The sequence below is a fragment of the Kitasatospora dryopteridis genome (assembly GCF_050749075.1).
GTDB lineage: Bacteria > Actinomycetota > Actinomycetes > Streptomycetales > Streptomycetaceae > Kitasatospora.
The window spans coordinates 6,901,157-6,916,147 of the sequence record NZ_CP192749.1; the positions used below are offsets into that span (position 1 = coordinate 6,901,157).

13 protein-coding genes and 1 pseudogene are annotated in these 14,991 nt (G+C 74.5%); 4 read left to right on the plus strand and 10 right to left on the minus strand.

The genetic code is table 11. From position 1 onward, the window contains the following. Positions 1-398 precede the first annotated feature (398 nt). The 3 genes from ACQ614_RS31250 to ACQ614_RS31260 all read right to left on the minus strand — a co-directional run bounded on the left by ACQ614_RS31250 (position 399) and on the right by ACQ614_RS31260 (position 2,619). The gene (locus ACQ614_RS31250) at positions 399-992 is read right to left on the minus strand and encodes a vitamin K epoxide reductase family protein (protein ID WP_431682298.1); all 594 of its coding nucleotides are present in this window, start codon (positions 990-992) and stop codon (positions 399-401) included. Position 993: 1 nt separating this feature from the next. After that, a complete protein-coding gene (locus tag ACQ614_RS31255; protein WP_431682299.1) occupies positions 994-1,830 on the minus strand; it encodes a DsbA family protein in 837 nt (278 codons plus the stop codon). 117 nt (positions 1,831-1,947) lie between these two features. Continuing rightward, complete coding sequence (locus tag ACQ614_RS31260) at positions 1,948-2,619, minus strand: hypothetical protein (RefSeq protein WP_431682300.1); 672 nt, start codon at positions 2,617-2,619, stop codon at positions 1,948-1,950. A gap of 114 nt (positions 2,620-2,733) precedes the next feature. On the opposite strand from ACQ614_RS31260, the gene ACQ614_RS31265 reads away from it, so the two are divergent. Further along, complete coding sequence (locus ACQ614_RS31265) at positions 2,734-3,597, plus strand: CHAD domain-containing protein (protein ID WP_431682302.1); 864 nt, start codon at positions 2,734-2,736, stop codon at positions 3,595-3,597. A gap of 46 nt (positions 3,598-3,643) precedes the next feature. On the opposite strand, the gene ACQ614_RS31270 is transcribed toward ACQ614_RS31265, so the two are convergent. Further along, complete coding sequence (locus tag ACQ614_RS31270) at positions 3,644-4,420, minus strand: uracil-DNA glycosylase (protein WP_431682304.1); 777 nt, start codon at positions 4,418-4,420, stop codon at positions 3,644-3,646. Positions 4,421-4,488: 68 nt separating this feature from the next. Between ACQ614_RS31270 and ACQ614_RS31275 the strand changes: the two genes are divergently transcribed. Together ACQ614_RS31275 and ACQ614_RS31280 are read left to right on the plus strand one after the other, a co-directional pair. Then, positions 4,489-5,424, plus strand: a complete 936-nt coding sequence (locus ACQ614_RS31275; protein ID WP_431682305.1) for an SPFH domain-containing protein — start codon at positions 4,489-4,491, stop codon at positions 5,422-5,424. Positions 5,425-5,445: 21 nt separating this feature from the next. Then, on the plus strand, positions 5,446-5,868 hold the full coding sequence (locus ACQ614_RS31280; protein ID WP_431682306.1) for a CBS domain-containing protein: 423 nt from the start codon (positions 5,446-5,448) through the stop codon (positions 5,866-5,868). Between the two features lie 69 nt (positions 5,869-5,937). Here the strand turns inward: ACQ614_RS31280 and ACQ614_RS31285 are convergent, their stop codons facing one another. From ACQ614_RS31285 to ACQ614_RS31295, 3 genes and pseudogenes are all read right to left on the minus strand, one after another. After that, on the minus strand, positions 5,938-6,831 hold the full coding sequence (locus ACQ614_RS31285; protein ID WP_431682307.1) for an SGNH/GDSL hydrolase family protein: 894 nt from the start codon (positions 6,829-6,831) through the stop codon (positions 5,938-5,940). A gap of 89 nt (positions 6,832-6,920) precedes the next feature. After that, positions 6,921-7,343 carry a PaaI family thioesterase gene (locus ACQ614_RS31290; RefSeq protein WP_431682309.1) on the minus strand — a complete coding sequence of 141 codons (423 nt, stop codon included), beginning with the start codon at positions 7,341-7,343 and terminating at the stop codon, positions 6,921-6,923. A 64-nt stretch (positions 7,344-7,407) separates the two neighbouring features. After that, positions 7,408-10,265: pseudogene (locus ACQ614_RS31295) on the minus strand (FAD-binding and (Fe-S)-binding domain-containing protein). A 93-nt stretch (positions 10,266-10,358) separates the two neighbouring features. Here ACQ614_RS31295 and ACQ614_RS31300 point away from each other — a divergent pair. Further along, positions 10,359-10,964, plus strand: coding sequence for a hypothetical protein (locus tag ACQ614_RS31300; protein ID WP_431682310.1), 606 nt, complete (start codon positions 10,359-10,361; stop codon positions 10,962-10,964). A 61-nt stretch (positions 10,965-11,025) separates the two neighbouring features. Here ACQ614_RS31300 and ACQ614_RS31305 read toward each other — a convergent pair whose 3' ends face one another. From ACQ614_RS31305 to ACQ614_RS31315, 3 genes are all read right to left on the minus strand, one after another. Beyond that, positions 11,026-12,015: a glycosyltransferase family 2 protein gene (locus tag ACQ614_RS31305; protein ID WP_431682311.1), complete on the minus strand. Its 990-nt coding sequence runs from the start codon at positions 12,013-12,015 to the stop codon at positions 11,026-11,028. 274 nt (positions 12,016-12,289) lie between these two features. Beyond that, positions 12,290-12,994, minus strand: a complete 705-nt coding sequence (locus ACQ614_RS31310; RefSeq protein WP_431682313.1) for a transglycosylase SLT domain-containing protein — start codon at positions 12,992-12,994, stop codon at positions 12,290-12,292. Between the two features lie 541 nt (positions 12,995-13,535). Then, the gene (locus tag ACQ614_RS31315; RefSeq protein WP_431682314.1) at positions 13,536-14,882 is read right to left on the minus strand and encodes a pectate lyase family protein; all 1,347 of its coding nucleotides are present in this window, start codon (positions 14,880-14,882) and stop codon (positions 13,536-13,538) included. Between the last annotated feature and the right edge of the window lie 109 nt (positions 14,883-14,991).

Sequence of the window (14,991 nt, forward strand, 5' to 3'; positions counted from 1 at the left end):
CGTCCTTCGCCGTAGGCGCCCGGTCAGTTGAAACACCCCGGGGCCCGTCCCGGCATCACGCTGCCGACGGCGGTCTCGGCCGTTCCCAGGGACCACATCGCTGCGTTCCCTCCGGTCGCCGTGACGCTCCCACGGCGAACAGGGGACGGCCCGAAAGTCACCGAGCTCCCGCTCTTCACCGGTGCCGCCGGGGGCACCTTTCGCCGGTCGGCGTTCAACGAGTCGCCGTGGAAACCCTCACCGGCGGCCGGCGGCGTGATCCCGGTTCCCCGCCGGGCCGTCGACGCCCTCTACAAGGGCCCCGCCGATCGCCCGGACGGCCCGTAGACGGCCCGGAGGGGACATGCCGACGGCTCCCACCCGGAAAACCGCACGTGGGAGCCGTCGACGGTGTGTCATCAGATCAGCGTCCGCCAGTAGTACCAGAAGCGGTTGAGGATCAGCAGGGCGATCCCCAGGTACCAGAGCGCCGGGACCACCCAGTGGTACCGGGCGACCGACGGCCACCAGCGCGGGGCCGGCAGTACGCCCGTCCGCATGTTGTGGAGTGTGAGGTACCAGGCCAGCGGCCCCACCACCGCCCACACCACCATGCAGTACGGGCAGAGCGCCCCGATCTCGTACAGCGCCTGGGTGATCAGCCAGACCGTGAAGCCCAGGCCGGCCAGCGCACCGGCCTGCAACCCCAGCCAGTACCAGCGCCGGTACCGGGCGCCCGCCAGCAGGCCCGCCCCGGCGGCGATCAGCACCGCGAACGCGGCCAGGCCGAGCAGCGGGTTCGGGAAGCCGAAGACCGCGGCCTGGCCGGTGCGCATCACCGAACCGCAGCTGATCACCGGGTTGATGCTGCAGCTCGGCCGGTAGCCCGGGTTCTCCAGCATCCGCAGCTTGTCGAAGGTCAGCACCGCCGAGGCGGCCAGCCCGAGCAGGCCGCCGACCAGCAGCAGCCGGGCCAGGCCGCGCCCCGCCCCGATCGTCGCTCCGTCGGCCATGTCAGGCCCCGGTCGCCTGGCGGACCAGCGCGGTCCACTGTTCGCCGGACACCGGCTTGCCGTCCTTGCCGAAGACGTTCAGCACCTTGCCGTCCAGCACCACCGTCGGGGTGCCCTGGGCGCCGCTCGCGGAGAACGCCTTGTCGACCTTGGCCGCCCACGGCCGGTAGGTGCCCTCGGTGACCGCCTTGGTGAACGCCTCGGTCTTCAGCCCCGGCACCTTGTCGGCCAGTTCGAGGATGCGGTTGACGTCGCCGAAGCCGTCCTCGCGCTCGTCCGGCTGGTTGGCGTACAGCACGTCGTGGAACTTCTTGAACTGGTCCACGCCCTGGTCCAGCGCGGCGCCCGCGGCGGCCAGTGCCGTCCGTGAGCCCTTGCCGCCGAGGTTCTGGTCCAGGAACGCCGCCAGGTGGTACTCGATCTTGTACTGGCCGCTGTCCGCGAGCTGCTGCACCGCCTGGCCCGCGGACGCCTCGAACTCCTTGCACACCGGGCAGCGGAAGTCCTCGTACACCTGCACCGTGTGCGGCGCATCGGCCTTCCCGTACACCACCACGGTGCCGTCCTTGCCCGAGGTGTTGGCCGGCACCTTCAGCGGCGCCGAGGCTGCCGGGTCGGAGTCGGAGGCGGTGGCGATCGCCGCCACCGTGCCGCCCACCACGGCGAGCGCCGCCACGACGCTCACCGCGATCACGGCACGCCGCCGCACGGCGGCCGCCTTCTTCTCCCGCCGGTGCGCCTCCTGCATCCGCTCACGGGCGGACGTCCGGGACTGCTCCGGCTTCCCGGACTGCTGCGACTTCTGGGTCTTCTGGGTCTTCTTGGGCTGGTCGGTCATGACGATCCGTCGAATCCTCGCGTACGGGCACGCCACCGGGCCGCGCGGCCGCGCGGTGGCACACCGAAAGACAGGGGAGTGGCGCAGAGGAGCCCGCCCGGGCCGACGGCGGAGCCGTCAGCAGGCGAGCGCGACCACCGGCGGACCGCGGCGCGGGGCCGGGGAGGGAATCACGGACTCCGGGCGGGGAAGGACCTCCCGCGCACCCGGCGACGGCGCCAGCACCCCGGGGCAGGCCGGCAGCGGAGCCGCCACTGCCATCAGCCGCCGGGCTACCGCCCGGGCCGTCGAGCCCAGCACCCGCAGTACCTGCCCGGCGCCGCCCAGCGCGGCCTCACCCAGCCGCAGCCACACCGCCGCCACCAGCGCCAGCCCCAGATGGGCGAGCAGCACCAGCAGCCGCAGCGACCCGGCGGACTGCCCGGCCAGACCGGACAGCAGCGGACTGCCGTCCACCGAACCCCCGCCGCAGACCAGCAGGTCCACCCCGTGCGAGCGGGCGGCGACCGTCGCGCAGCCGTCCTGCCCCAGGTTGAACGCGGTGTTCAGCAGCAGCTCGACCGGCACCATCACGGCGGCCAGCCGCCACAGGCTGTGCCGGGCGCCCTCGAGTACGAAGGCCAGCAGGAAGACCGCGGCGGTGCAGGCCAGCACCAGCGTCAACGGCAGCGGCCGCCCCGTCAGCACGACCTGGCCCAGGGCAGCGAGCGGCACCGCGAGCGCGGTGAACACCGCGGCCCGCAGAACCCTCGACACCCGGCTCCCGGTCATGGTCAGCGAGTATGCCACGCAGCCGATCAAGGCCGCGTAAGGAGCCGGCCCGGCCATGACACGGCGTCAGCAACCGCCCGCTCGGGCCGCCCGCAGGCATACGCTGGGAACCCCGGGAAGAGGGTGATCAGGGTGCCGCACGGAGCCGGGCCGACCGCGGGCGCGGTCCTCGGGGCCTGGATCGCGGAGCAGACCGAGACGCTGGCCGGACTGGAGGCCGCCGTCCGCGCCGACGAGCCCGACGCCGTCCACCGGATGCGGGTCACCTGCCGCCGCCTGCGCAGCACCCTCCAGGCCTACCGCCCGCTGATCGGCACCGACACCACCGCCCTCGTCACCGCCCTCAAGGACCTCGCCTCCGCACTCGGCGCGGCCCGCGACACCGAGGTCCTCGCCGAGCGCCTCACCGCCGACGCCCGCGGGCTGCCGCCCGACTGCCGGCCCGACGAGGTCGCCGCCGCCCTCACCGCCTGGGCCGACGAGAACACCGCCGAGGCCAGACCGCAGGCACTCGCGGCCCTCGACGACCCCGCCTTCCCGGCCCTGCTCGCCGCCCTGCGCGGACTCGTCGCCGAACCCCGCTTCACCGCCCGCGCCGACCGCCCGGCCCGCCGCGAACTCGCCCGGACGGCCCGCCGCCAGCAGCGCCGCACCGCCCGCCGCATCCGGGAGGCCCGCAGCGCCCCGCCGGGCGAGCCCACCGAGACCGCACTGCACGAGGCCCGCAAGGCCGCCAAACGCGCCCGCTACGCCGGGGAGCCCGCCGGGCCCGCAGCGGCCCGCTTCACCGGCCGGATGAAGGCCCTCCAGGACCTCCTCGGCACCCACCAGGACGCCGTGCTCGCCGCCCGCACCCTGCACGTCCTCGCCGACGGCGACCCCCGTCACGCCTTCGGCTACGGGGTCCTCTACGACCGCCAGCTGGCCGCCGCCGCCCGCGACCGCCGCCGCCTGCCCAAGGTCTGGCGCAAGGCCGCCGAGCCCCCGGTGTTCTGACGGGCGCGTGCCCGCCCCGCGCCCGGTCGCCCGCCGCGCACGCAGATCAGAGCAGGCCCGCACTCCCGGCGGCGGTGGCGAGCAGGTCGCTGAGCATGCCCGGGGTGAGGCGGCCGGTGTAGGTGTTGCGGGGGCTCACGTGGTAGCAGCCGAAGAGGTCCAGCGGGGCGCCGCCGTCCGCGGCGGGCAGGGTGGCCCGGGCGCCGTGGCCGAAGGCGGGCCGGGGCCGGGGGACCAGCCGCCCGGAGGCGGCCAGCGCCGGGAGGACGGCCTCCCAGGCGAAGCCGCCGAGCGCCACCACCGAGCGGACGGTCGGCCGCAGGTACTCGAATTCGCGGGCGATCCACGGCCGGCAGGTGTCCCGCTCCTCCCGGGTGGGCCGGTTCTCCGGCGGGCAGCACCGCACCGGGTCGGTGATCCGCACCCCGTACAGCTCCATCCCGTCGTCGCGCCAGGTCGCGTGCGGCTGCGAGGCCAGTCCCAGCCCGTGCAGCGCCGCGTACAGCAGGTCGCCGGACGGGTCGCCGGTGAAGATCCGGCCGGTGCGGTTGGCGCCGTGCGCGGCCGGGGCGAGCCCGACGATCACCATCGCCGCGTCGGCCGGGCCGAACCCGGGGATCGGGCGGGCCCAGTACTCGTCCTGCAGGTAGGCGCGCCGCTTGGTGCGGGCCGCCTCCTCGCGCCAGGCGACCAGCCGCGGGCAGGCCCGGCAGTGGGTCACCAGCGCGTCCAGCTCGCCGAGGCTGCGGGTGGCGGCCGCGGCGGCGGCCGGGTGGCCGGGGTCGGTGGGCTGGGGCGGCTCCGTGCCGCCGATCGGCTCCATGCTGTCGATCGTAGGGGCGGAGTAGCGTGGAGAGCGGGGTCTTCGCTGCGTGGGCCCGAGGTGACGACATGATCATTCTCGATGCGATTCTGGGGGCGCTGGTCGTCCTGGCCGTGTGGGCCGGGCTCAGCATCCGCGTGGTGCAGCAGTACCAGCGCGGTGTGGTGTTCCGCTTCGGACGGGTCGTGGAGGACGTCAAGCTGCCCGGGCTCGCCGTGATCCGCCCGATCGCGGACCGGCTGAAGCGGGTGAACGTGCAGATCGTCACGATGCCCATCCCCGCGCAGGAGGGCATCACCCGCGACAACGTCACCGTGCGGGTCGACGCGGTGGTCTACTACCGGGTCGTCGACCCGGTGAAGGCGACCGTCAACGTGCAGGACTACAACTTCGCGATCTCGCAGGTCGCGCAGACCTCGCTGCGCTCGATCATCGGCAAGAGCGAGCTCGACGACCTGCTCGCCAACCGCGAACCGCTGAACCAGGGCCTGGAGCTGATGCTGGACAGCCCGGCGCTCGGCTGGGGCATCGAGATCGACCGGGTGGAGATCAAGGACGTGGCCCTGCCGGAGTCGATGAAGCGGTCGATGTCGCGGCAGGCCGAGGCCGAACGGGAACGCCGGGCGCGGATCATCACCGCGGACGGCGAGTTCCAGGCCTCCGCCCGGCTCTCCGAGGCCGCCGCGATCATGAGCACCACCCCGGCCGCCCTCCAACTGCGGCTGCTGCAGACGGTGGTGGAGGTGGCGGCGGAGAAGAACTCCACGCTCGTGCTGCCCTTCCCGGTGGAGCTGCTGCGCTTCCTGGACAGCGTCACCGAGAAGCCGGCCGCCGCCGCACCCGAGGCGGCCGGCCCGCAGCAGCTCGAACTGCCCGATCTCCCGGCACTGGACGAGGTGTTGGCCCGCGACCCGCTGGAACCGCCGGCCGACGCGCCGAACGGCTCCCGGCCAGAGGTGGCGTCCCCGAGGGGCGGGGACCAGGATGGAGGAGCGGGGGTCTGAGGCACGGCGGGAGGCCTGACCATGACCACAGCGAGAGAGATCATGCACCCGGGCGCCGAGTGTGTCGGCGAGTTCGAGACCCTGGCCGACGCGGCGAGGATCATGAAGGACCGGGGAGTGGGCGCGCTGCCCATCTGCGGGGAGAACCAGAAGCTGCTGGGCATCCTCACCGACCGGGACATCGTGCTCAAGTGCGTCGCCGAGGGCCTCGACCCGACCCAGGTCAAGGCCGTCGACCTGGCGGTCGGGCGGCCGATGGTGATCGAGGAGGACGAGGACGCCGAGCAGGTCCTGCGGGTCATGGAACAGCACCTCGTCCGCCGCCTGCCGGTGATCAACCACCCGGACCACAAACTGGTCGGGATGATCAGCGAGGCGGACATCGCCCGCCACATGCCGCAGGAGCGGGTCGCCGAGTTCGTCACCACGATCTGCGCCGAGTAGGGCGGCGCACCGCGGTCGTTTCGGGGGCGCGGGGAACTGTGCAGTTCCCCGCGCCCCCGGCGGGCTGCCTCAGAGGCGTGCGAGGAAGGTGTCCGCGATCACCTGGTAGCCGGCGTCGTTGGCGTGGATGTCGCCGCGCGCCATGTTCGTCCACTGCATGATCCGGGCCACGTTCAGCGGCACCCGGCCGCCGCCGAACGGCACCATGCGGAGCGAGTCCGTGTCGAAGGCCCGGGCCACATCGGCGGTCGGCACGCCGTGCGCGGCGTCGGCGATGCCGATGACGGCGTTCAGCGCGTGCGAGAGCGGCAGCGAGGCCGCGGCCGTCGCCCTGCCCTGCTCGCCCGTCAACCAGGCGGCGAGGAACGGGTCGTAGAGGTTCATGCCGATGATCCGGGTGCGCGGTCCTGCCGCCGCCCGCAGTTGGGACAGGATGTCCGACAGGCCGCGGCCCGCCGTGGCGATGCCGGACAGCGCGCACGGTACGTCGATCGTGCCGCCCGCCGCGCAGCGGTTGACGTCGTTGGCGCCGATGTCCAGCGTCACCAGCACCCGGTCGTTCCGGTGCTCGCGCAGGAACCGTACGGCGGCGGCGAGTTGGGAGTCGGCGTAGGGGTGCGGGTACCGGCAGCCGCCGTTCGCCATGGTGCCGGTGGTCTCGCCGGGGCAGCCGAGGTCGGTGAAGCCGAAGGCCTTCCCGCGGGCCGCGGCCCGCTCGCCGAGGGTACGGGCGATGTCCTGCGCGTAGCCGCGGCCGACCACGTGGCCGCCGTCCGGGGTGGACTGGTAGCCCGCGGCGAGCGAGTCGCCGAGCGCCAGGTACCAGCGCGGCACATCGGCCGGGACGGGGCGGGAGCCGGACTGGGCGGCGGCCGCCGGAGCAGCCGTCAGACCGAGTGCCGAGGCGGTGAACAGGACTGCGGCGACGGCGAGTCGGACGCCTTTGGGCAGGGGTGTGCGCATCGGGCCTCCAGGGTGGTGGGGGCCGCATGTGGGGTGCGGCCCGGTGAGGCTACTGCGCGGTAGGCCCGGTGAGTAGGGGTCGGACGGGATCAGCCCGGGAACGCGTACACGGTGGTGGCGTGCGCCGCCGGCTCCTCCTCGCCCTCCGCGGCCATCGTGACGTCGACGAACGCCAGCCGGCGCCCCAGCTTGGTGACCCGCGCCGTGACCAGTACGTCCGCACCGACCACCGCCCGCTGGAAGGTCGTCGACTGCTGGATCGTCGTCATCGGCCCGAACCCGCCGCGCGCCGCCGACACGGCCACCACGGTCGCCGTGTCCGCCGCGGCCATCAGCGCCTGCCCGCTCAAGCCGCCGCCCTCGCGCGCCAGTTCGTCGGACCACGGCAGCCGCAGCACGGCATGCCGGTCACCGGTCTCGGTGACGGAGAGCTTGAGCGCCTGCACCCAGGGCGCGAAGTTGTCGGCGAGGATGGTGTCCGCATCGGCGGTGGAGATCGTCACAGCCGCCATTGTGGCGGCGGCCCACCGCCCGCGCCATCACCGTGCACCGGCAGCCCGCCCGGCGCGTCCGCCGTCACCCCTCCTCGCGGATCGCCCGCCGCACCAGCTCCGCCAGGTGCACCGCCCGCCGCCCGCCGGAGAGTTGGGCGATCTGGGTACGGCAGCTCAGCCCGTCCGCCAGCACCGTCGTCCCCGGCGCCGCCGCACGCACCGCCGGCAGCAGCACCCGCTCCGCCGCCGCCACCGACACCTCCCAGTGCCCGCGCTCCATCCCGAAGTTGCCCGCCAGGCCGCAACAGCCCGAGTCCAGCACCTCGTTGCGCACACCCATCCGCTGCTCCACCCGCCGGTCGGCCGCCGTGCCGAGCACCGCGTGCTGGTGGCAGTGCACCTGGGTCACCGCCGCCGTCTCCAGCTGTGGCAGCGCCACTCCGCTCTCGTCCAGGAACTCCGCGAACGTCCGCACCCGGCCCGGCAGTCCGCCCGCCTCCGCGCCGAGCAGCCGGGGCATCTCCTCGCGCAGCGCCGCGGTGCAGCTCGGCTCCAGGCCCACCACCGGCAGCCCGTCCGGGACGGCCCGCAGGCTGCGCCGCATCACCCGCCGGGCGAGCCCGAGCTGGCCGGTGGAGACCAGGGTGAGGCCGCAGCAGACCGGCCCGGTGGGCAGCCGTACTTCGAAGCCGAGGTGTTCCAGTACCTCGACGGCGGCGCGGGCGGGCTCCGGGTCGAGCAGTTCGGCCATGCTGTCGGGCCACAGCAGCAGCGGTTCGGCGCCCGCGGGCACCGGATGCTCGGTGCGCCACCGGCGGAACCAGGCGGAGAAGGTCTCCGCGGGCAGTTCGGGCAGCTCGCGGCGCGGGTCGATGCCGCCGACCCGCTTGAGCAGGGCGGCGCTCGGCCCGGTCTGCAGCAGACGGTTGGCGAGCCGCGGGGCGAGGGCCGCGCCGCGCAGCCAGAGCGGCAGCCAGCCGAGGGCCAGGTGGGAGGCCGGGCGCAGCCGCCGCCGGTAGTGCTGGTGCAGGAATTCGGCCTTGTAGGTCGCCATGTCGACATGGACCGGGCAGTCGCTGGCGCAGCCCTTGCAGCCGAGGCACAGGTCGAGCGCCTCGCGGACCTCCTCGGAGCGCCAGCCGTCGGTGACCAGCTCGCCGCGGAGCATCTCGGCGAGCAGCCGGGCCCGGCCGCGGGTGGAGTGCCGTTCCTCGCCGGTGGCCATGTAGCTGGGGCACATCACGCCGGTGGCGGTGTCCACGCACTTGGCGACGCCGACGCAGCGGTGCACGGCCTTGAGGAGGCTGCCGCCGTCCTGTTCGTACGGGAGGGCGAGCGGCAGGTCGCGGCCGGGGAAGCGCAGGTCGGCGTCGAGCGGGCGCGGGTCGACCAGGACGCCGGGGTTGAGCAGGCCGTCCGGGTCCCAGATCTGCTTGAACCGGCGGAACAGGGCGATGATCTCGGGCGGGTACATCCGGGGCAGCAGCTCGGCCCGGGCCTGCCCGTCGCCGTGCTCGCCGGAGAGCGAGCCTCCGTGGGCGGCGCACAGCTCGGCGGCCTCCGTCATGAACGCCCGGAACTCGGGCAGGCGCGCCGGTTCGGTGAGCGGGAAGTCCAGCCGCAGGTGGACGCAGCCCTCGCCGAAGTGCCCGTACGGGACGCCGCGCAGCCCGTGCAGGGCGAGCAGGGCGCGCAGGTCGCGGAGGTAGTCGCCGAGCCGCTCCACGGGGACGGCGGAGTCCTCCCAGCCGGGCCAGGCCTCGTCGCTTCCGTCGGCCCCGGCGCGGGGGAGCCGGGTGACGATGCCGGCGCCGGCCTCGCGGACGGCCCACAGCTGCCGCTGTTCGGCCGGGTCGGTGATCACGGCGGTGGTGGCGCGGGGCTCCCTGCGGACGGCGGCGGCGAGTTCGCGGGCGGCGTCGAGTGCGGCGGCGGGGGTGTCGCCGCCGGTCTCCAGGAAGAGCCAGCAGGCGCCGTCGGGGAGCCGGTCGAGCGCCGGCGGGCGGGGCCGGCCGCCAGCAGTGCGGCGATCAGGTCGGCGGCCATGCCCTCCGCGGTCAGCGGCCGCAGCGGCAGCAGGGCGGGGACGGCGTCCGCGGCGGCGGTCTCGTCCGGGTAGCCGGCCACCACCAGGGCGCGGGCCGGCGGGTCGGCCACCAGCCCGACGGTGGCGCCGAGCAGCACGGCGCAGCTGCCCTCGCTGCCGGCCAGGGCCCGGGCCAGGTCGTGGCCGTGCTCGGGCAGCAGGGCGTCCAGGGCGTAGCCGGAGCCGCGGCGGGGCAGCTCCGGCATGGCGCGGCGCAGCACGGCCAGGTGGTCGGCGGCCAGGTCCTGCAGGGCGCCGTGCAGCTCTCCGGCCCGGCCGGGGAGAGCCCGCAGCCGGGCGCGTCCGGCGGCGTCCGTCCTGCCGCCCACGCTGAGCTCGGTGCCGTCGGCGAGCAGCACGTCCAGGGCGTGCAGGTGGTCGGAGGTGCGGCCCCAGGCCACCGAGTGCGAGCCGCAGGCGTTGTTGCCGATCATGCCGCCGATGGTGCACCGGCTGTGCGTGGACGGGTCGGGCCCGAAGCGCAGCCCGTACGGGCGGGCGGCCCGCTGCAGGTCGTCGAGGACGGTGCCGGGCTCGACCCTGGCGGTGCGGGTGTCCGGGTCCACCGAGAGCACCCGGCCGAGGTGGCGGCGGAAGTCGAGCACGACGGCGCCCGGCCCGATCGCCTGCCCGCCGATGCTGGTGCCCGCGCCGCGCGGCACCACCGGCGCCCCGAACTCCCGGCACAGTGCCACCGCGGCCCGGACGTCGTCCCGGTCGGCCGGCTTCACCACCCCCACCGGCACGTGCCGGTAGTTGGAGGCGTCGTGGCCGTAGACGGCCCGTTCGGCGGTGTCGAAGCGCACCTCGCCGCGCAGGGCGGCGGTCAGGGCGCGTTCCAGTCCGGTGGCCATGTGCCGATCATCGCAAACGGCGGGCTCCCCGACTCGGCAGCAGGCCCGGGCCCGGATGCTGGTGACGGGACGTCATCTGGCAGGCTCACGCCCATGACCGATGATCACATGACCCCGTACCTGGCCCGCCTGCCGATCGGCGAGGCCGTCCCCTTCCCCACCGAGGGCATGCCTGGCTGGGACATCTTCCCGTTCGAGGGCGACATCCAGGTCAAGGCACTGAAGGCCCCCGAGCTGCCCGAGCCGCCCCGCGACGGCGACGGCGGCCCGGACGACTGCAGCCAGTGCGCCCGCCCGGACGACGACTTCCTGTGGACGGACGAGCACTGGCGGCTCTCCGCGCCGGACGAGCCGGCGGCCGTCCCGGCCGTGGTGCTGCTCCAGCCGCGCGAGCACCACGACCTCGGCGACCTGCCGCCGGAGCGGGCCGCCGAGCTCGGCCCGATGCTGCAGCGCGTCGAGCGTGCCGTGATGTCGCTCGGCGGGATCGCCCGGGTGCACCACAACAAGTGGGGCGACGGCGCCGCCCACCTGCACTTCTGGCTGCTCGGCCGGCCCGCCGGGATGATGCAGCTGCGCGGCAGCTGCATGCCGATGTGGGACGACGTGCTCCCGAAGGTGCCCGCCGACGAGTGGCAGCAGAGCAGCCGGCGGATCGCCGAGGCGATGGCGGCCGACGGCGGCACCGCGCACGTCTGACACGTCGCCCGGGCGCGCCCCTCGGCCGGCACCACCTGCCCGGCCTGTGCGCCGGCAGCGGCTACCGGCGGCCGGTCACTGCGCCGCGGGCGATGTGGGAGAGCTTCGCGACCTCGAAGGCCGCGTAGGCGCCGCTCGACAGCAGCGAGAACTTCACGCCCTCGCGGCCGTCCGGCTTCCGGTAGCCGTCCGGGAGGAGGCCGCGGTAGTGCTCGGACGCCCGCTGGAAGAACTGCGGGCGCTCCGCGCGGTCCACGCAGCCCGCCAGGTCGAAGACGAACAGGTAGTGCCGGACCATCCGGGTGAACAGCTGCGCATGCAGCGCCTCGGCGGCCGACGAGCCCGCGAGCAGTTCGAAGCTGCGGGCGTACTGGTCGAACAGGTCGAAGTGGCTGGCGCCCGGGGAGCCGACCGGGTGCAGGGTGTGGCGGCGGCGGATGGTCACGCACTCGCGGGGGAGCACGGCGACCCGCCGGGCGGCCAGCAGGGTGGCGTGCACCACCGGGATCTCGTCGTAGTGGCCGTCCGGGAAGGGCGGTACGGTGCCGCGGCGCAGCAGGCGGTCCCAGATCAGCGGCGGGGTGCCGAGCAGCTCGGGCCGGTCGGCGGCGGCGGTGACCTCCGGTCCGGCGGCGGCCAGCTCCTGCTCGGCGCCGCCGGGCCAGAGCTTTCCGCGGTTGAGCCGGTTGTGCCCGAAGAGCAGCACGTCGACCTCGCCGGTCTCCTCCAGCCGTTCCGCGAGGGCGGCGAGGGCCTCGGGGTCCAGCAGGTGGTCGCTGTCGAGGAAGAGCAGGTAGTCGCCGCGTGCGCGGTCCGCGCCGGCGTTGCGGGCCCGGCCGATGCCGACCGCGGCGTTGAGCCGCAGTACGGCGACCCGCGGGTCGCGCATCCCGTACGCGTCGGCGGTGCGCTCGGGGCAGTCCGGCGACGTGTCGACGACGAGGACGACCTCGAAGTCGCGGAACGACTGGGCGAGCAGTGCGTCGAGGCACTCCTTCAGCTGGCCGTTCCGATCGTGGGCGGGGAGCACGACGGAGATGAGGGGAGCCATGGCGGGGAGGCTAAGGAGGCGCACACGCTCCCGCAATGCCCGAAAGCGGAACCAATGCGTCCAAATATGGCCAGACCCGATTGATCGTGCGCGAGATATTCACATCTGCTTCATGGCATGTCGACATGTCGTCACCCGCGGTCGTGCGGAGTGCCGCGTCCGGTGACCGCGGTGCCGCCGGCGGCGGCCGGAAACGCCGTGGGGCGGACCGCCCCCGGAAGGGCGGCCCGCCCGCGGCGGATCGGCTGCTGCGTACCGGCCGGTACGGGCCCGGTCAGTACCAGTGGTGCGCCTGCCAGAACGCCCAGGCGCCGCAGGGGCTGCCGTAGCGGCTGTTCATGTAGTTCAGGCCCCACTTGATCTGGGTGGCGGCGTTGTCCCGCCAGTCGGCGCCGGCCGAGGCCATCTTCGAGGCCGGCAGGGCCTGCACCAGGCCGTACGCACCGGAGGACTTGTTGACCGCGTGGATGTTCCAGCTGCTCTCGTGGGACACGATGTTGCTGAAGCACTGCAGCTGGTTCGCCGGAACGATCTGCGCGGCGATCTGCCGCGGGCTGCCGGTGGGCGCGGCGGCCTTGAGGGCGCTGCGCTGCTGGGAGCGGGAAGCGGCCTTGGCCTTGGCGTCCGCCTTCGCCTTGGCGTCGGCAGCGGCCTTCGCATCGGCGGCGGCCTTGGCGTCCGCGGCGGCCTTCGCATCGGCGGCGGCCTTGGCGTCGGCGGCGGCCTTGGCGTCCGCGTCGGCCTTGGCGTCCGCGTCGGCCTTGGCCTGGGCGTCGGCCTGGGCCTTCACCTGGTCCGCGGCCGCCTGGTCGGCGACGGCGGTGGCGGCGGCCGGGGTGGCGGCAACGGCGGTGGCCGTCTCCTGGGGCAGTGCCAGCGCCAGGATCGCCGTGCCGGTCACGGCCAGCGTTCCGACGCCTGCGAAGAAGGCGTGCGGGCGGTGGGTCAGCGACAGGTTCTTGGGAAGCGGGAGCTGCATGGAGGGGGACGACCTCTTCCATCGGGGGCCGGTTCGGGCACACGGGTACCGCGAAGCGTGTTCGGGGTGAACAGGCCCGCGGGCCGTGGACGACGGCCGGGGCGCTCCGGCCGGTGGACCGGAGCGGACGGGATGCGCGGCGGCGAGGGCCGCGCTGCCTTGCGACCGGGACATTCTTGGCAGACCCGCCCGGCGGGGGCAACGAGCCCGGAAACTATGCGCGATCGTAGGCGGAGCGGAGCGCCCGGCCCTCCTCCGGGCGCTCCGGCAGCGCTTAAACGGCCCTTACCCGAGACCTCGTTTCGGCGCGGCCGGCCATGGCCACCGCGCTGACCAGCAGCTTTCCCCGGCGCCCCGCCCAGGCCCCGGCCCGCTCCCCGCCCGGCGCCCGGCCGGGGGCGCGGCGCCGGCCGGTGCGACGACTATCGGGGGCCGTAGTCGCCCGGGGCCGTGTGCCGGGCTTCACAGGCGCCGGCCGCCGCGGTCGACGGCCCGTCACCGCACGGTCACCCACCGGTGCCCGGACGGCCTGCGGCGCAGGTCACAGCCGGCCGGCACCCGCCCGGTGGCCGACCACGCCCGGCACCGCCGCGGCCGGGGTGACCTCGCGGCGCAGCACCGGCGTCCAGCCCGCGTCGGTGCCCAGCGGCGTGGCGGGGTTCGCGGCGTTGAAGGCGGCGATCAGGTCGGCCGGGCGTCCGTTCACCAGGTTGTTCCGCGCGGTGAGCGCGGTACCGCCCCAGTGGTGGAGGAACCGGTCGGCGGACACGCCCTCCGGCAGCCTGACGTAGTTGTGCTCCGCCACGATCTGCGAGCCCACGCCGACGCCGATGCTGTACTCGTACTCCTCCGCGCCGACCGCGTAGTAGTTGTCGTACACGTCGACCTGGCCGAAGCGGACCCGCGGCGCCCGCTGGACGGTGTTCGCCCACATGTTGTGGTGGAAGGTGACCCGCAGGTGGCCGGGGTCGCTGGTGGAGCTGTTGCTGCTGCCGACCAGGTTGGTCTTGTCGTGGTCCTCGAAGACGTTCCAGGACGCGGTGACGTAGTCCGAGCCGTTGGTGATGTCGAGCTGGCCGTCGTGCACCTGGTACGGGCGGCCGAAGAGCAGCGGCTGGCCGGAGTCGGGGTTCGCGCCGTCGGTGAAGGTGGCGTGGTCCACCCAGACGTGGGTGGCGCCGTAGAGCGTGACGCTGTCGTACTCGGAGTTCCAGTTGCCGACCGCGGTGTCGGTCGGGTCCCACTGCGGGAAGCAGTCGGCGGAGTCCTCGAAGGCGAGGTTGCGGACGATCACGTTGTCCGCCTTCTTCACCACCAGGTTGCCGCCGACCAGCTTGGCGCTGCGGCCGAGGCCGACCAGGGTGGTGTTGGAGCCCACGTTGATCTGGATCTGCCGGGCCTGCGCCTTCTGCGCGGCCACCCGGGCCGTCTCCATCGGTCCGGTCGGCTCGGCCGTCCTGCCCCACACCGCCGGGTCGTACGCGGCGAGGTAGCCCGCCAGCGTCCAGCCGGTGCCCGCGGCGTAGTCCTCGCAGGTCAGCCGCTGGCCGGAGTCGTCCGCGTTGAGGTCGACCGTCCCCGCCACGTACACGATCTTCGGGGTGGCGTTCGCGCCGTTGGCGGCGTTGTCGCCGCCGAGCGCGGCGACCAGCTCGGCCCGGTTGCGGACGACGAAGACGTGCGCGGCGTCCGCGGCCGCGCCGCCGGTCGTGCCGGTCGTCGCCGAACCCCAGCCGTCGCCGGCAGGCAGCACCGCACGGCCGATGCCCTGCCAGTGGCGGTCGGGCCCAGGCCGCCCGGCGGCCTGGGCCGGTGCGGCGAGCGCGGCGGCGAGCGCGAGCGAGCAGAGCGCCGGGACGGTGGTGCGGAGGTGGCGGGGAAGGCGCATGGACGGTCCTCCGAGAAGTTCATTGTTGTGAACGATGGTCGTGTCCGTGGATGGACCCTAGGGATGGCCTCTCGGGTGAGTCAACGCCCATGCGCAAGATTTGTTCACC